Below are 15,752 nucleotides of genomic sequence, written 5' to 3'. Positions count from 1 at the left end.
GCATTCTGACCTCAAGCCGTCATTCGCAGCGCAGCGCCGCATTCGGGATCAGCGCAATCGCCCGGCGGGCCGGCAGCCAGGTGGCCAGCATCACGATGGTGCCGATCAACAGGCCGACCAGGACCGCGGCAGTCAGCATGGCGCCGCCCATGTCGCTCATCTGGGACAAGGCCACCCAGCCCAGGAACAGGCCCAGCGGCAGGCCCAGGCCCAGCTGCCACAGACCCTGGCGCAGCAGCAGCCACAGCACGGCCGAGTCGCTGGCGCCCACGGCGCGGCGCACGCCGATCTCCTGGGTGCGAAGCGCGACGGCGCGGCTGGTCACGCCGTAGATGCCGGTGACCGCCAGCAACAGGCTCATCAGGCCGAGCACCAGACACAGGGCGGCGATCACGTCATTGCCCGAGCTGGCCACCCGTTCGCGCTGTTCTGCGCTGTAGACCTTTTCGAGCGCCAGGGCCGGGTCGGCCTTGGCCACGGCGCGGGCCAGCAGCTCACGGCTGGCGCCGTTGTCCGGCACACCGACCAGGGCCAAGTCCAGCCGGTCTGGCGAGGACTGGGTGATGGGCAGGTAGACATTGGGACTGCGGCGGCCTTCCGGACCGGCACGGCCCTGGACCAGGGGCCCGACCACGCCGACGATGGTGATCCAGTCGCGCTGGTTGACTTTGGGGTCTGCGACCACGGCGAAGCGCTTGCCCAGCGGGTCCTGGCCGGGCCAGTGCTGCTCGGCGAAATTGCGATTGACAACGGCGACCTTGAGGCTGTCGAGTCGGTCGCGTCCGTCGAACTCGCGGCCGGACAGCATGGGCACCTCCAGGGCCTTCAGGTAGCCGGCGTTGATGCTGTAGACGCCGGAATCCGGGAACTGCTCGTCCCGCACCACCAGGCCCTCGGGCTGGACCGATTCGGTCGAGTACATGCCACCGCCGGGCAGGGCGGTGCTCATCGCGACGCCGGCGGTGCCGGCCTGCTCGCGCAGCGCCGTTTCCAGCCGGGCCCACAGCTGATCGCGCGCGGCCGGCTGGCCCCGGTAGGCCTGGATCCGCGGTACCAACTGGGCCGTCATCACCCCCTCCATGCGCGCGCCGGTGCCGCTGTTCAGCTGCTGCTGGGCCTGGTAGCTGGAGCCGCCCGAGACCAGCAGCAGCAGGCTGCACAGCACGATCTGGATCATCACCAGGACCTTGCTGAAATAGCCGGCCGCGCGCCCCGAGCTGCCACGCTGGCCGTCGCGCAGCGCGGCGGCCACGTCGATGCGCGAAGCGCGCAGGGCCGGCAGGCCGCCGACGGTCAGCGCCACGAGCAGGCTCAGGGCCAGGGCGCCGAACGCGGCCGTCGGACTGAGGCCGAAGTGCAGCCAGAAGGGCAGGTGGTCGCCCACCGTCTCGGTGATCTGGCGCTGCGTCAAGGCCAGCGCCCAGGCGCTGAAGAACAGGCCCAGCAGGGCGCCACCGCCGGACAGCAGCAGGGCTTCGCAAAGCATTTGCTGGATCAGGCGGCCGCGCGGCGCGCCCAGCGCGGCCCGTACCGCCACCTCCTGCCGGCGCTCGTTGGCGCGGGCCAGCAGCAGGTTGCCAGTGTTGATGCCGACCAGGGCCAACAGCAGGCTGGCCGCGACCGAGAGACCCAGGTAGATGGAGTCGGCATCCGGCATGCCCCATTGACTGTACTTGAGCGTCATCACGCCGACGCGCTGATTGCTCACTGGAAAGCTGGTCGCCAGCTGCTGGGCGACCAGCTTCAGTTCGCGTTCTGCCTGCCGCTGGCTGGCGTCCGGCTTGAGCCGGCCCAGCACCATCACGTGCGAGGCGGTGCCCATGCTGTAGCCACCGGGCCGGTTCGTGACCGTTGGCGGCGTGAACGGCAGCCAGAGCTGCTGGTTGAGCGGGAAGCTCAGCGATGCCGGCATCACGCCCACGATCTCGGTGTCCACGCCATTGACCTTGATGCGGCTGCCCACGACCTTGGGATCGCTGCCGAGCAGGCTCTGCCAGACCTGGGCGCCGATCACGGCCACCGGTGCGGCACCAGGCTGTTCGTCGCTGGCCTGCAGCATTCGGCCGGTTTGCGGGCGTTCGCCCAGCCAGGGCCAGAGGGCGGCCGGCACCCGGGCGGCGCGGAAGTTCTCCGGGAAATGCCGGGCATCCGCCAGCGTCACGGTCGAAACGTTGAGCGGCAACAGGCCTTCGAAGGCCGTGGTGCCTGCGGCATAGGCCTGGTAGTCCAGGTAGTGGATGCTGTTGGACTGGGTGCGCTCCTTGTCGCGCGTGGCCTCAAGGGCCAGCAGCCGGTGAGCCTCGGGGTAGGGGATGTCGCCACGCCCGGCACCCAGGTAGATGGCGAGGCAGTAGGCCGCGAAGCCGAGGCCGCAGGACAGGGTCAGCAGGGCCAGCAGGCTGAAGCCGGGCGCCTTGGCCAGCGACTTGAAGGCCTGCCGCAGATCGTCGAGGAGGGACTGCATGTCAGATCACCTCGGCGACGCGGGCGTGGCCGACCAGCGGCTGCTGCGGGGTGGACATGTCGGCCACGATGCGGCCGTCGAAAAGCGACACCGTGCGCTGGGCCGCGGCGGCATAGCGCGGGTCGTGCGTGACCATGCACAGCGTGGCACCGCCGGCATGGACATCGGCCAGCAGCTGCATCACCAGCTCGGCATTGCGCGAGTCCAGGTTGCCGGTCGGTTCGTCGGCCAGGATCAGGCTAGGCTTGCCCACCAGGGCGCGCGCAATCGCCACGCGCTGCTGCTGGCCGCCGGACAGCTGGGCCGGGTAGTGGCGGGCGCGGTGGCCCATGTCCACCTGGGCCAGCACCTCGGCCACGCGCTCGCGGCGCTGGCTCCGGCTCAGGTCCGTGCGATAGCTCAGCGGCAGGGCGACGTTGTCTTCGACGCTCAGGTCGCCTATCAGGTTGAAGGCCTGGAACACGAAGCCGATCTCGCGGTTGCGCAGCCGGGCGCGGGCACGGTTGTCCAGCCCGTCGACGCGTTGTCCGGCCAATTCGTAGAGGCCGCTGCTGGGCAGGTCCAGCAGGCCCAGGATGGCCAGCAGGCTGGACTTGCCGCAGCCCGAGGGGCCGCTGACCGCCAGGAACTCGCCGCGGCGCACCTGCAGGTTGATCTCGTCCAGCGCCCGCGTCTCGAGCTCGTCTGTCATGAAGCTCTTGGCCACGCCTTGCAGCGAAATCACGGTTTCCTGGTTCTTGTCCATGGTCTGGTTCTCCTCTTTGTCCATCATTGTTGAATGCTCACCCGCTCGAGCAGGCGCCAGCTGCTGGTGTCCGAGACGACGATGCGCTCGCCCAGCTTCAAGCCCTGCTTGACGACGATGCGGCTGACCGCCGCCGCGCCAAACTGCACGGGCACCCGTTCGGCCATGCCGTCGGGCCCCACGCGAAACACCTGGGCCGATGAATCGCCCTGGCTGAAGGCCGGTCGCTGCACCTGCAGCGTGTCGTCCAGCCGCGCCAGCTCGATCGTGCCGTCCACGCTGAGGTCCGGCCGGGCCCCGCGAGGCAGGGCGCCCAGCAGTTGGATGTCGACCTTGACCACGCCATTGCTGACCTTGGGCGCCACACGGCTGACCACGCCGGCGATGACACCGTCCGCGGCGCCGCTGCGCAGGTCGACCGAGGCGTTCAGGCCCGGTGCCAGATCTCGGGCCTGGGCTTCCTGGACCTGGATTTCGGCGTAGAGCGCATCGGCCCGGGCGACCTTGGCCAGGCTGGCGCCAGGCAGCACTGCCTGGCCGGGCTGCAGCGCCAGCTCCTGGACGATGCCGTCGATGGGCGAGCGCAGGGTCAGGGCGTCGGCCAGCTCCTGGTCGCGCTGCAGGGCCTTGGCCAAGCGGGCCACGGCCGCCTGCTTGGCCGCTCGCTGGGCCTGCCCGTTGCCGACGCCGCGCTCCAGCAACTCGCGTTCAAGGGCGAGGTTCTGCCGGGCCTGTTCCACGTTGAACTGGCTGCGCTGATAGGCCAGCTTGGAGACCATGCCGTCCTTGAGCAGCTCCTGGTCGGCCGCCCATTGCAGCTCGGCGCTGCGCAAGGCCAGCTCGGCGCGCTGCAACGATGCGCGCTGGTTCAGCAGGCTGCTGTCCAGGCTGGACTGCAAGGCCCGCAGCTCGGCTTCGGCCTGCTGCAGCGACCAGCGGCTTTCCTCGACCTTCTGCAGCAGCTGCGGATTGAGCAGACGCAGCAGCATGTCGCCGGCCTTGACTCGACTGCCGGCTTGCACTTCAACGCGGTCCACCCGACCCTCGGCCTGAGTGGTGATCCAGCGCACCTCGCTGGGCAGCAGGCTGCCGCTGCCCCGCAGGTTGAGCGTCAGCGGCCCGCGTTCGACGGCCGCGATGACGAGGCTGGACGAGCGGACCGACAGCTCGGACGGCCGCGCACGCAGGCCGGCCATCAGCAGTGCCAGCAATGCCAGTACGGCCAGTGCCAGGCGCAGCCAGCGGCGACGCAAGAGCGGCTTGTCCTGAGGAGTTCTGGGTATGTCCATGTCCTCGAAAAGCACATCGCATGCCAGCCGAATATCCAGCCGGCTTGCCGGGCATCAAGGTCCGCGAGCGGTCCGCCTGTTCTGATACTGGGACGGGCTTCGTCTCAATTCCGGGACGGGCCGCGGGCAGAATGCCGGCCATGGACATCACTGCAAGCAACGAGTTGCTGGGCGGCCTTTCACCGGCCCAGTTCATGCGCAAGTACTGGCAGAAGAAGCCGCTGCTGGTGCGCCAGGCCTTGCCTGGCATCACGCCACCAGTGGATCGCAAGACGCTGGTCGCGCTGGCGGCCGACGAGGATGTGGAAGCGCGCCTGGTCACGGCCTTCGGCGGTCGCTGGCAGCTGAAGCAGGGGCCGGTGGCCACGCTGCCGCCGTTCTCCAAGCCCGGCTGGACCGTGCTGGTCCAGGGCCTGGAGCAGCACTGCCAGGCGGCGCGGGAGTTGCTGGATCGCTTCCGCTTCGGCCCCGAGGCGCGCCTGGATGATCTGATGCTCTCCTACGCCAGTGACGGCGGCGGCGTCGGTCCGCATTTCGATTCTTACGACGTGTTCCTGATCCAGGTCGCCGGCCGGCGCCGTTGGCGCATCGCCGAGCAGAAGAATGCGGTGATGCGCGAGGACGTGCCGCTGAAGATCATTGCCAACTTCGAGCCTGAGCAGGACTTCGTGCTGGAGCCCGGCGACATGCTCTACCTGCCGCCGGGTTGGGCCCATGACGGCGTGGCCGTCGGCGGCGACTGCATGACCTGCTCGGTCGGCTTCCGCTCGCCCTGGCGTGCCGAGCTGGCCCAGGAGCTGCTGCAGCGCCTGATGGACGACGAGGACGAGCCTCGTGCCAACCGCATGTATGCCGACCCCAAACAGGAGGCGACTGTCAATCCGGGCTTGATCCCGATGGCTTTACAAAACTTTGCCCGTGACGCCGCTGAGCGAGCCCTGCGCGAACCGCGCGCGCTGGAACGCTCGCTGGGCGAGGCGCTGACCGAGCCCAAGCCGCGCGTCTTCTTCATGCCCGGCGAATCTCTGGCCGACGGGCGCGGCATTGCGCTGGACCGGCGCAGCCGCATGCTCTACGACGCCGACCATGTGTTCATCAACGGCGAGTCCTACCGGGCCGGTGGCAAGGATTTCAGGCTGATGAAGCGGCTGGCCGATGCGCGCCAGCTGGAGGCCGGCGAGGTGGCGTCCCTGTCGGAGGGCGCGCGCGACCTGCTCGACCAATGGTGCGAAGACGGCTGGGTTCAGCCCGCCTGAGAACACGGGGAGAACGCGATGGAGCAGGGCATCTTCGCTGGGCGCGAGGCCTTCGTGGCCGCCGTGCGCCAGGGGCTGGAGCTGGCGCTGGAACGCGAGGCGCGCGAGCTGTTCTGGCTGGACGCGGACTTCGTCCATTGGCCCTTGTCCGATGTCGAAGTGCTGGACCTGCTGACCCGCTGGGCACGGCCCCATCGTCGGCTGCATCTGCTCGCGCCCCAGTTCGACTCGCTGCGCCAGCGCCATCCCCGCTTTGTCCAATGGCGCCGCAACTGGGATCACCTCATCAAGGCCGGGGCCTTCGATGCGGACCTGCTCAGCGGCGCTGATCTCCAGGCCCTGATGCTGGCGCCGGGCGCTGCCTGCGTGCGCTTGTTCGATGCCGATCATTGGCGCGGTGCGCTGAGCGCACCGACCGAAGGCGTGCGAGGCGATGAGCTGCTCAGCCGGCAGTGGTTTGATGCAATTGAGCAACGATCCAGCGAGTCCTTCGGCGCCAGCACCTTGGGACTTTGAGGTCGACTTCCAAACTGCCGCTACAATCGCCGGCTAGGTGTTGGAGGCGCTCGAGGCTTCCATACCTTTTTTTATGAAGTGGCCCGATATCTCGATAGCGGGGTACTTCAAAAATTACCGGTAATTAGTTCTTCGTCAATCAGATCTGAGGAAAAGTGATGAAAAAGTCGATCCTGTTGGCCTCCCTGGTGGCTGCTGTTGCTCTGGCCGCCTGCGGCAAGAAGGAAGAAGCTGCCCCGGCTCCGGCCCCCGCCGCTGCTCCGGCTCCCGCCGCTTCGGAAGTCGCTTCGGCCCCGGCCATGGAAGCTTCGGCTCCCGCCGCTGACGCCGCTTCGGCTGCTGCCAGCAAGTAATCGGCTCTCCGATCACTGCAAAGCCGCTTGGTGCAAGCCAGGCGGCTTTTGCTTTTCTGGGCTGCGTGAGCAGCTCTTTTTGTTGGCGGCCTGCCGCTCAACCGAGCGGGAACCAGGGCGTGCCGGTCTGCTGGTCGGCCACCTCCAGGCGCGCCTGCGCCATGACAGGCTCCAGCGCGGCCAGCGCCAGCTCGGGGCGGTTGTTCTGGGCACTGAGGTGGGCGGCCACCACGCGGCCCAGGCCGGCGTGCTGGCATTGCGCCAGGATCTCGGCGGCTGTCGCATTCGATAGATGACCGTGGCTCCCGAGGATGCGGCGCTTGAGCGGGTAGGGATAGCTGGAGGTTTTCAGCATCTCCTCATCGTGATTGCACTCCAGCAGCAATGCGTCACAGCCCTGCAGCGAGTCCAGCAGATGCTGGGTGACCGAGCCGACGTCGGTCAGTACGCCCAGTGAATGCCGCCCATCGCCCAGCCGCAGCTGCAAGGGCTCCTCGGCGTCGTGCGGAACCGAGAAGGGCCTCAACTCCAGGTCGCCCAGGGCCAGCTGATCGCCGTCCTTGGTGAGGTGCAGCAGGGCGGCATCGAAGTCTTCGCTGCCGACGCGGCGCCAGGTGCCGCGACTCATCCACAGCGGGATGCGCCAGCGCATCGCGAATCCCAGGGCGCAGCCTATGTGGTCGCCGTGCTCATGGGTGATGAAGATGCCGGCCAGCTGATCGGGCGAGCTGCCCGCCCGCTCCAGGCGGCGGACCAGCTCGCGCTGGCTGAATCCGCAGTCGATCAGCAGCTGCGTGCTGGTGATGCCCTGGCTGGCCTCGACCAGGGTGCCGTTGCCGCCGCTGCCGCTGCCCAGGCTGCAAAAGCGCATCGCGCGCTACTCCCCAATACTCATTGACCGGTCGGCCAGCAGACGTCCTGATGATCCTCGTGGGCGAAGCTGCGGCCGGCCGCTTGCTGCAGCAGGGCGGCCAGCGGCGAGATGTTGTTGCCCGGCTGCGGATCCAGCGCCTTGCGGACCAGGTCCTGCAGCTGCTCCCAATGCGCCTGCAGCAGCGGTTCCTTGGCACTGCGCAGCGCGGCGGCGCCGAACTGCCGCTCCAGCGCCTTCATCTCGGTGCGGACCTCGGTGCGGGCCTCGTCGGCACTGAGCAGGCTGCCCAGTTGCTCGACATAGAGGCGATGGACGCGGCGGCGCAGCTGGCTGGGGACCGGCTGGCCCGGGCTCAGCTCGGCGAGCAAGGTCTGGCGCAGGTCGGCCAACAGCAGCGGCAGCTTGTAGGCCTTGTCGCCCAGGCTCAGCTCCTGGTCCTGCAGGCGCTGCAGGCGGCTGCGATCCAGCAGGGCGGCGAGGGCGCCGCGCTGGTTGAGCAGCAGGCGCTGCGAGGGCATTTCAGGCTGCAGCCGTTCGGTGACACCGGGCTCGAACAGCCATTGCGGCGTGGCGAACAACTGCTCGGCCAGGAAGCGCACGGCACGCGACTGGCGCTGGCGATCCAAGGCCTGGAAGGTCGCTCCCGGCTGGTCGCCATGCTTGTTCTGGGTGTCGTAGCCCCCGACCTGGTTCATCACGTGGATCAGTTCGAGCGTCCACTGGCTCCAGACCGCGCCGTAGAGCTCAGCCAGCACCTGGTCGTCCTCGCCGGCCTGCAGGCCCATGGCGGGCAGGCGCTTGACGATGCGCTGCAGGTTCTTCAAGCCCAGCGTCGTGGCCAGGACCGGATCGGCATCACCGACCGCCTCCATGCTCTCGCCGGCATCGCCACCGCGGCCGGGCGAAGTGAAGCGCAGCCAGGGCTTGCGGTCCTGCTCCAGCAGCCAGGCATTGAGCTGGGCCTTCTCGTCCTCGGGCGTGGCGGCGTCGGGCAGCGGGGTGTAGCCCCACTTGGTGGCGAACAGGTCATAGGGGCCGACGCGCGGAATCAGCAGCGCCGGGTCGACCTTGTCTTCGGGCTGGACCAGGTAGTTGAAGCGGCTGTAGTCCATGATCGACGCCACATGGCCCATCTGCTTCAGCCAGGCCGGATCGCGCAGCTTCTCGGTCGGGTACAGCGAGCTGGACTTCATGTTGTGCGGGAAGCCCAGGGCATGGCCCATCTCATGGGTGACCACATAGGTGATCAGCTCGCCCATCAGGTCGTCCGGCAGCGGCAGCTTCTGGGCCCGCGGATCGACCGCGCCGGCCTGCACCACGTACCAGTTGCGCTGCAGGGTCGTGATGTTGTGGAACAGCACGACGCTGGCGTTCAGGATCTCGCCGCTGCGCGGGTCGGTGATCGGCTGGCTGTAGGCATTGGCCGTGGCCGAGGGCACCCAGCGGATGATGTTGTAGCGCAGGTCCTCGGCGTCGAACTGCGCGTCCTCGTCCTTGGTCGGGAACGGACGGGCCTGCACCGCGTTCTTGAAACCGGCCGCTTCGAAGGCGACATTCCAGGCCTCGACGCCGCGCTTGATATGGGGCAAGAGCCATTCCGGCGTGGCCTTGTCCATGTACCAGACCAGGGGCTTGACCGGCTCGCTGAGCTCGGCTGCCGGTTCCTTCTTCTCCAGACGCCAGCGGGTGATCAGGCGCTGCGGCTTGCTGCCATGCACGCTGCCGGCAAAGCCGACGCGGCGCACGTCACCGTAGCCGATGCGGTCATCGGCCAGACGGGGCTTCATCGCCTCGGCAGGCAGACGCACAAGGTTGTAGGCCACGTCCACCGTGCCGCTGCGGGCCGGGGCGGCGGGCGCCACCACCGGCAGGCCGGGCAGCACCGGCGCGCCACCGAAGGAATAGGTATGGACCGCGTCCACGCGCACGCTCTCGGCGAAGGACTTGAACTGCTCGACCTGGCTGCGGCTGCTGTCAAGGCCGCTGGCGCGCAGCGCGGTGCGGGTGGCGAATTCACCCCATTCGCTGGTGAACAGGCGCGTCACCTCGATGACCGGCGCGCCCGACTTGGCGAAGGCCTCGACGGGCAGCGACAGCAGGATGGCCTCCCGCTGCGAGTCCTGCACCGCGCCGGCCAGGCCCTGGCCCGGCGGGCTGACGAAGGCGTGAGAGACGCCTTGCAGCAGGATCTTGTTGTTCTTCAGCTGGAAGCTGAACAGCTGCTGGTTCAGGCTGCGGCCCACGTGCTCGACGCCGGCCGGCACCGTGGTGGCCGTGGCCACCATCAGCAGCGGCTGGCCCAGCAAGGCCTTGGGAATCTCGAAATACAGCTTGCCCTTGACCATGTGGACCGTCACCAGGCCCCGCTGGGTGTTGGCTTCGGACGTGATCACGCGCTCGTAGGGGCGCGGGTCACCGGGTTGGCCGGCGGCCGCGGCGGCCATGGCGGCCATGGCCGCAAGGGCGGCGCTGGGTGCCGGTGCCGAAGCCGGGTTGGATGGTGGAGCGGGGACCTGCGCGAAGGCTGGCAGGCTCAGCAGCAAGCTCAGGCCCAGGGCGCAGACGCGGCTCTTGATGGCCGGGTTCGTCTTGTTCATGGTGTGACTCCCTCCGGGGCGATGCCCCGACAAAAAAGAAACGGCGGCGCGGTGCTGATCACCGGGCCGCCGAGCCGCTGCTAACGAAACAGGTTCGGAATCAGCGCAGATCGTCCATCAGCAGGCCGAGGATGCGCTTGGCATTCTCGTTGGTCTGTTGCTGGCCCTTGTCGTCCAGCACCATGACCGTGCTCTTCTCGCCCTCGGACTTGACCGAAACGCGGTAGCGCGAGGCGGTCGAATCCTTGGCGCCGAACAGCTTGGCGAAGAAGTTGGCTTCTTCCTTGCCGACCATGTTGGGATCGGCGTAGCGCAGGAAGAACAGGCCCTGGCTGCGGTCACGGTCTTCGATGGTGAAGCCATGACGGTCCAGCGACTGGCCGACGCGGCGCCAGGCGCGCTCAAAGCCTTCGTTGACCTGCAGCTGGTTGGGCACTTCGCTCAGCGGACGGCGCGAGGCACCGGGCAACAGGGCGTCGGCAGCGGTCGGCGCGGCCGAGGCGGCCGAGGCCACGGTCAGCGCGGCGGCCTTGGCTTGCTCCTGACGGCCGCCCAGGCGCAGCAGCAGGCGCGAAATCATCTCGGATTCCAGCGACGGGTCGTTCGGGCGGGCCTGCCAGCCCGTGCTCTTGGATTCCGAGCTGCCGGTGTAGACCTCCTGCATGCCGCGATGCACCACGCGGATCTCGGTGCCGCCCTTGGCACCGCGCTCCAGGCTGACGCGGTACTTGTCGCGCTCGCCGGTGGAATACATGCCGTCGATCAGCCAGCCCAGGCTCTTGCGCAGGAAGTCCTGCGGCAGCTTGGCGCGGTTCTCGTTCCAGCTGGTTTCCATCACGCCCAGTTCGGGCTGCTCGACGGAAATCTCGAAGCCCTGGTCCAGCCAGAAGCCGCGCACGGTCGGCCAGACCTGCTCGGGCGTCTGCGGGCTGAACAGCCAGCGGTCGTTGCCGTTGCGCTCGACGCGCAGTTCGCCGATGCGGTCCAGAGCCACCTTGTCTGCGGCCGGAACGGCGGCAGCGGTGCTGGTCTGCTGTTGTTGCAGCGCCGAGGCGGTGATGGTGCCGCCCTGGATCATCTGGCCGCGTGCGTCGCGCGACAGCTGGGTCAGGTCGGGCGGCACGTCCAGGCCCACGGTCTGGCGGGCGCCGGTGCGGTAGTCGACCTTGTCGCCGGAGACTAGGCCCGAAAAGGCGCTGCAGGCACCCAGGCTGGTCAAGGCGGCGACGGCCAGGCCCAGCGTCGAGAGACGCAGCACGGCCTGCTTGGAAACGGGATGGTTACGGATCACGCTAGGAATCTCCGCGGCAGTGCCGGGTCACGATAAGGGAGCGATTAGAGCAGAAGACGGAGGCGCCGCCGGGAAGCTCAGGTCGGGGTCAGAGCAGGCCGGCTTCGCGCATCGCCGCCTCGACGCTGGCCTGGCCGGCAGCGGTGAGGTCGGTGATGGGCAGGCGCAGCGTCTTGCCGATGCGGCCCAGACGGTTCAGCGCCCACTTGGTCGGCGCCGGGCTGGGCTCGCAGAACAGCTGCTTGTGCAGGGAGAGCAGCTGGAAATGGATGCGGGTGGCTTCGCGCACATTGCCGGCCAGGGCGGCCTTGCAGAGCTCGCTCATGGCGCGCGGCGCCACATTGGCGGTGACGCTCACATTGCCGTGGCCGCCCAGCAGCATCAGGGCGACGGCCGTGCCGTCGTCGCCGGAATAGATCGAGAAGCCCTGGGGGGCGTTCTTGATCAGCCAGGCGGCGCGCTCGATGTTGCCGGTGGCCTCCTTGACGCCGAACACGCCGGGCAGCGAGGCGCAGCGCAGCGTGGTCTCCGGTGCCATATCGGCCACGGTACGGCCGGGCACGTTGTACAGCATCATCGGGATGTCCACCGCCTCGGCGATGGCCTTGAAATGCTGGTAGATGCCCTCCTGCGAAGGCTTGTTGTAGTAGGGCACGACCGACAGCGTGGCGTCGGCGCCGACCGCCTTGGCGTAGCGGCTCAGCTCGATGGCCTCGGCCGTGGAGTTGGCGCCGGTGCCGGCCAGGATGGGCACGCGGCCCTTGGCATGCTCGACCGCGATGCGGATGATCTCGCGGTTCTCCTCCATGCTGACCGTGGGCGATTCGCCGGTGGTGCCGACCACGCCGATGCAGTTCGTGCCTTCGGCGATGTGCCAGTCGATCAGGGCGCGCAGCGCCGGTTCGTCGATGCTGCCGTCTTCGCGCATCGGCGTGATGAGCGCGACGATGCTGCCAACAATGGGTTCCATGGGGGAGAAGCTTTCTTGCGGATGGCGGATTCTACTCAGCGCCGCCGGTCGGCCCGGTTCAGGCCGGGAGCCGGTGGCGAGGGTGGTCCGGCCCGCCGGACGCGGGCCGAACGGCGGCAACGCGCTGCACGTAGCGGCCGTTGACCGCATCGCCTTCCAGCGGCTCCCAACCATGTTCGTAGCCGACCACCGTCAGGCCTTGGCAGACCTTCAAAAGCTCGCCGGCTTGCAGCAGGAAGTCGGGCCGCGCCGGCCGGCCGACCGTCTGCTGCCCATCGGCAAAGGTCTCGTAGACCAGCCAACCGCCCTCGGCCACGGCCTCGACGATGCGGGGCAACAGCGGCCGCCACAGGTAATTGGCGACCAGCACCAGGTCGAAGCGCCGGCCTTGCAGCGGCCAGGGGCCGTTCTCGATGTCGGCCACGACAATTTCGCCCAGCGGGCGCAGCGGCTCGACGGCGGCTGCGTCGCGGTCCACGCCGGTGACCCGCATGCCGGCCGCGGCCAGGTGGCGCAGATGCCGGCCTGAGCCGCAGGCGAGGTCCAGCGCCGTGGCACCGGGGCGAAGTGCCTCGGGCCAGCGCAGGAGCCAGGGCGAGGGCGCGCTCATCCGAAGCAGGACCAGACCTGGTCGGCCAGTTGCTGCATCAGCGAGGGCTGCAGATAGGCGATGAAGACCAGGGCCAGCGCCAGCGCCAGGCCCAGGTACAGCAGGCCCTGCCTGAGCTTCACGGCGTGGCCAGCTGCGGCCGGGCGATGGCGCCTTCGCGCACCGGCAGGTTGATCAGGGCCGCGCCCACGCCCAGGGCCACGGCCAGGTACCAGACGATGTCGTAGCTGCCCGAGGCGTCGTAGAGCTTGCCGCCCAGCCAGACGCCCAGGAAGCTGCCGATCTGGTGGCTGAAGAACACGAAGCCGCCCAGCATGGACATGTGCTGCACGCCGAAGATCTGGGCCACGACCGCATTGGTCGGCGGCACGGTGGACAGCCACAGCACGCCCATCACGGCCGAGAAGATGTAGACGCTCATCGGCGTCAGCGGCGCCAGCAGGAAGGCCACGATGGCCACCGAGCGCAGGGCATAGATGCCCGACAGCAGGTAGCGCTTGGGGATGCGCTGTCCCAGCGTGCCGGCCGCATAGGTGCCGAACACGTTGAACAGGCCGATCAGGGCCAGGGCATAGGTGGCGACCTGGGGGCTCAGCCCATGGTCCTTCAGGTAGCTGGGCATGTGGACGCCGATGAAGACCACCTGAAAGCCGCAGACGAAGTAGCCCGCCATCAGCAACTGGAAGCTGCGGTAGCCGAAGGCCTCGCGCAGCGCCTGGCCGATGCTCTGCTGATGGCCGGCAACCGCCTGGCCCTTGGGCTCGCGCAGGCCGAAGGCCAGCGGCAGTATCAAGAGGGCCGCCAGGGCCAGGTAGAAGAGGGCGTTCTGCCAGCCGGTGCCGGCGATCAGCCAGTTCTCCACCGGCACCATCAGGAACTGGCCGAAGGAACCGGCCGCGGCCGCCACGCCCATGGCCCAGCTGCGCTTCTCGGCGGCCACGTTGCGGCCGATGACGCCGTAGACGATGGCATAGGTCGTGCCCGACTGGGCCAGGCCTATCAGCAGGCCGGCGCTGCCGGTGAAGGCCAGGCCCGAGGTGGACAAGGCCATCAGCACCAGGCCCAGCGCATAGAGCAGGGCGCCGACCAGCAGCACCCGGAAAGCGCCGAACCGGTCGGCCAGCATGCCGGCGAACGGGCCGGCCGCGCCCCAGGCGATGTTCTGGATGGCCAGGGCGAAGGCGAAGGTCTCGCGGGTCCAGCCCCGTTCCATGGTGATCGGCTGCAGCCACAGGCCGAAGCCGTGGCGTATGCCCATGGACAGGGTCACGATCAGGGCGCCGCACAGCAGCACCTGGTTCATGGACAGCTTGGCTGGGGTGGGGGCGGCGTTCTGCATCGGGCCAATGTAGCCAGATCAGGAAACCCTTGCCGGGGCGCGGGTGGAAGCCTTGGGGGCAGGTTTTGCCCTGGCCGGCGCCGGCTGCTTCTTGGCCGCCGGCTTGCTACCTTTCTTGGCGCCGCCATCGGTGCTGATGCCGGCGGGCGCATCGCCGTCGGCCACGCCGTCCATCTGGCTCAGGATGCGGCCCTGCATCACTCGCAGCAGCGGCATGGCAATGGCCGTGGCGTCCTGCAAGGGGTCCTTGCCCAGCAGCAGGAAGCTGGCCTCGCAGCCTTCATCGAAGCAGCCTATGCGGCGCTTTGGGAACAGGGCCTGCGGCGTGTCCATGGTGGCGATCTTCAGGAGCTCGGCGGTACCGAACACGCCGAACTCGTGCAACTGGCGCAGCTCGGCCTGCACCGTGCCGTTGAACAGGTCGGAGCCGACCAGCACCGGGGCGCCGGCCGCCTTGAGCCTTTCCAGATTGCGGCGCTGCACGCTGCGCAGCTTCTCGAGCAGGGCCGGCGATAGCGGGAACTGGCTGGTGGCCGCGGTCGTCGTGATCACCGGCACCTTGAGCCGCGCCGCCTGCTGGGCCGACTCTGGCTTGAGCAGCATCTTCTCGGGGTCCTCGCCCGGTGGATTGAAATAGCCCGGCAGGTCGGCGATCAGGTCCACGCCGATCCGCAGTGCCAGGTCGAAATCTGCCGGGCTGTCCACATGGGCGACCACGCGCAGTCCATCGCGGTGCGCCAGCCGCACCAGGGTGGCAGCGGTGTCGGGATTCAGGCCGAGGCGCCCGAACTGGTCGGAGCGGCCGCGCAGCTCGGGCCGGTCGGCATGGGCCAGCATGATCTTGACCAGGTCGGGCCTGCGCTCCGCCACCTTGGCCCACTTGCGCTCAGCCTCGGCCGCACTGTCCACCACGATGACCTGGCTGTCGTCCTTGCGGGCTGCGGGGGTCAGCTGGGCCAGCGGCAGGCCGTCCGACGAGGTGAAGCAGGCGGTGGCGAAGATTGCGTCCACGCTGTCGTCTTGGTTCAGCTTGTGGCGAGCCGCCTCGGCGCCGGCCGGGTCGGCGCAGAGCAGGGCGGCATAGAAGACACCGTCCTGCAGGTAGCGCTGGGCATATTGCTCCACGCCCCAGGCGTTCTGCAGGTTGTGGTTGTGGGCCTCGGCCAGCGGCGGCACCAGGAACTGGCTTTTCAGGTCCATGCTGCGGTGGACCTTCTTGGGCTTCTTGCGGGTGAACTTGCCGTCCACCACGTAGAGCGTGGCCTTCTGGAATCCCTGGCCGTCGAACCAGCGGGCGCTCTTGAGCTCCAGGCTCAGGGCACTGCTGGCCTTGAAAGGCTCGACCGGGGTCTGGGCCCGGGCCAGGCCGGCGGTCAGCAGAAGGGCAAGAAATACAGGGAAAACGCGCATGGAGAACTCAGGGGCCAGGGGGCGGATCCTAAGCCCTG

At 68.6% G+C, this 15,752-nt stretch carries 14 protein-coding genes; 3 read left to right on the top strand and 11 right to left on the bottom strand.

What is annotated here, in order from left to right:
• Window positions 1-19 precede the first annotated feature (19 nt).
• The 3 genes from QT382_RS05455 to QT382_RS05445 are packed head-to-tail and all read right to left on the bottom strand — an operon-like array spanning window position 20 to window position 4,498.
• Window positions 20-2,464: an ABC transporter permease gene (locus QT382_RS05455; RefSeq protein WP_289253027.1), complete on the bottom strand. Its 2,445-nt coding sequence runs from the start codon at window positions 2,462-2,464 to the stop codon at window positions 20-22.
• A gap of 1 nt (window position 2,465) precedes the next feature.
• Window positions 2,466-3,236, bottom strand: coding sequence for an ABC transporter ATP-binding protein (locus QT382_RS05450; RefSeq protein ID WP_353957256.1), 771 nt, complete (start codon window positions 3,234-3,236; stop codon window positions 2,466-2,468).
• Window positions 3,233-4,498 carry an efflux RND transporter periplasmic adaptor subunit gene (locus tag QT382_RS05445; protein ID WP_289253026.1) on the bottom strand — a complete coding sequence of 422 codons (1,266 nt, stop codon included), beginning with the start codon at window positions 4,496-4,498 and terminating at the stop codon, window positions 3,233-3,235. The genes QT382_RS05450 and QT382_RS05445 overlap by 4 nt, the downstream gene beginning before the upstream one ends.
• 140 nt (window positions 4,499-4,638) lie before the next feature.
• Here QT382_RS05445 and QT382_RS05440 point away from each other — a divergent pair, with 140 nt between their 5' ends.
• The 3 genes from QT382_RS05440 to QT382_RS05430 all read left to right on the top strand — a co-directional run bounded on the left by QT382_RS05440 (window position 4,639) and on the right by QT382_RS05430 (window position 6,623).
• Window positions 4,639-5,754 (top strand): JmjC domain-containing protein, encoded by a 1,116-nt coding sequence (locus QT382_RS05440; RefSeq protein WP_289253025.1) that lies wholly within the window; start codon window positions 4,639-4,641, stop codon window positions 5,752-5,754.
• Window positions 5,755-5,772: 18 nt separating this feature from the next.
• The gene (locus QT382_RS05435) at window positions 5,773-6,270 is read left to right on the top strand and encodes a hypothetical protein (RefSeq protein WP_289253024.1); all 498 of its coding nucleotides are present in this window, start codon (window positions 5,773-5,775) and stop codon (window positions 6,268-6,270) included.
• A gap of 158 nt (window positions 6,271-6,428) precedes the next feature.
• Window positions 6,429-6,623, top strand: a complete 195-nt coding sequence (locus QT382_RS05430; protein WP_289253023.1) for a hypothetical protein — start codon at window positions 6,429-6,431, stop codon at window positions 6,621-6,623.
• 97 nt (window positions 6,624-6,720) lie between these two features.
• Here QT382_RS05430 and QT382_RS05425 read toward each other — a convergent pair whose 3' ends face one another.
• The 8 genes from QT382_RS05425 to QT382_RS05390 all read right to left on the bottom strand — a co-directional run bounded on the left by QT382_RS05425 (window position 6,721) and on the right by QT382_RS05390 (window position 15,714).
• The gene (locus QT382_RS05425) at window positions 6,721-7,494 is read right to left on the bottom strand and encodes an MBL fold metallo-hydrolase (RefSeq protein WP_289253022.1); all 774 of its coding nucleotides are present in this window, start codon (window positions 7,492-7,494) and stop codon (window positions 6,721-6,723) included.
• Between the two features lie 20 nt (window positions 7,495-7,514).
• The gene (locus QT382_RS05420; protein ID WP_289253021.1) at window positions 7,515-10,094 is read right to left on the bottom strand and encodes a zinc-dependent metalloprotease; all 2,580 of its coding nucleotides are present in this window, start codon (window positions 10,092-10,094) and stop codon (window positions 7,515-7,517) included.
• A gap of 100 nt (window positions 10,095-10,194) precedes the next feature.
• Complete coding sequence (gene bamC, locus QT382_RS05415) at window positions 10,195-11,385, bottom strand: NlpB/DapX family lipoprotein (RefSeq protein ID WP_289253020.1); 1,191 nt, start codon at window positions 11,383-11,385, stop codon at window positions 10,195-10,197.
• Window positions 11,386-11,473: 88 nt separating this feature from the next.
• Window positions 11,474-12,355: a 4-hydroxy-tetrahydrodipicolinate synthase gene (dapA, locus tag QT382_RS05410; RefSeq protein WP_289253019.1), complete on the bottom strand. Its 882-nt coding sequence runs from the start codon at window positions 12,353-12,355 to the stop codon at window positions 11,474-11,476.
• A 58-nt stretch (window positions 12,356-12,413) separates the two neighbouring features.
• The gene (locus QT382_RS05405) at window positions 12,414-12,965 is read right to left on the bottom strand and encodes a class I SAM-dependent methyltransferase (RefSeq protein ID WP_289253018.1); all 552 of its coding nucleotides are present in this window, start codon (window positions 12,963-12,965) and stop codon (window positions 12,414-12,416) included.
• Entirely contained in the window at window positions 12,962-13,087 is a 126-nt protein-coding gene (locus tag QT382_RS05400) for a hypothetical protein (RefSeq protein WP_289253017.1), read from the bottom strand. The genes QT382_RS05405 and QT382_RS05400 overlap by 4 nt, the downstream gene beginning before the upstream one ends.
• On the bottom strand, window positions 13,084-14,304 hold the full coding sequence (locus tag QT382_RS05395) for an MFS transporter (RefSeq protein WP_289253016.1): 1,221 nt from the start codon (window positions 14,302-14,304) through the stop codon (window positions 13,084-13,086). Before QT382_RS05395 ends, QT382_RS05400 begins: the two co-directional genes overlap by 4 nt.
• An 18-nt stretch (window positions 14,305-14,322) precedes the next feature.
• Window positions 14,323-15,714 (bottom strand): amidohydrolase family protein, encoded by a 1,392-nt coding sequence (locus tag QT382_RS05390; protein WP_289253015.1) that lies wholly within the window; start codon window positions 15,712-15,714, stop codon window positions 14,323-14,325.
• Between the last annotated feature and the right edge of the window lie 38 nt (window positions 15,715-15,752).

It is taken from the genome of Pelomonas sp. SE-A7, assembly GCF_030345705.1.
In the GTDB taxonomy this organism is placed as follows: domain Bacteria; phylum Pseudomonadota; class Gammaproteobacteria; order Burkholderiales; family Burkholderiaceae_C; genus JAUASW01.
Note: the sequence above shows the minus strand (reverse complement) of the source record. Positions and strands in the feature narration are given on the sequence as shown.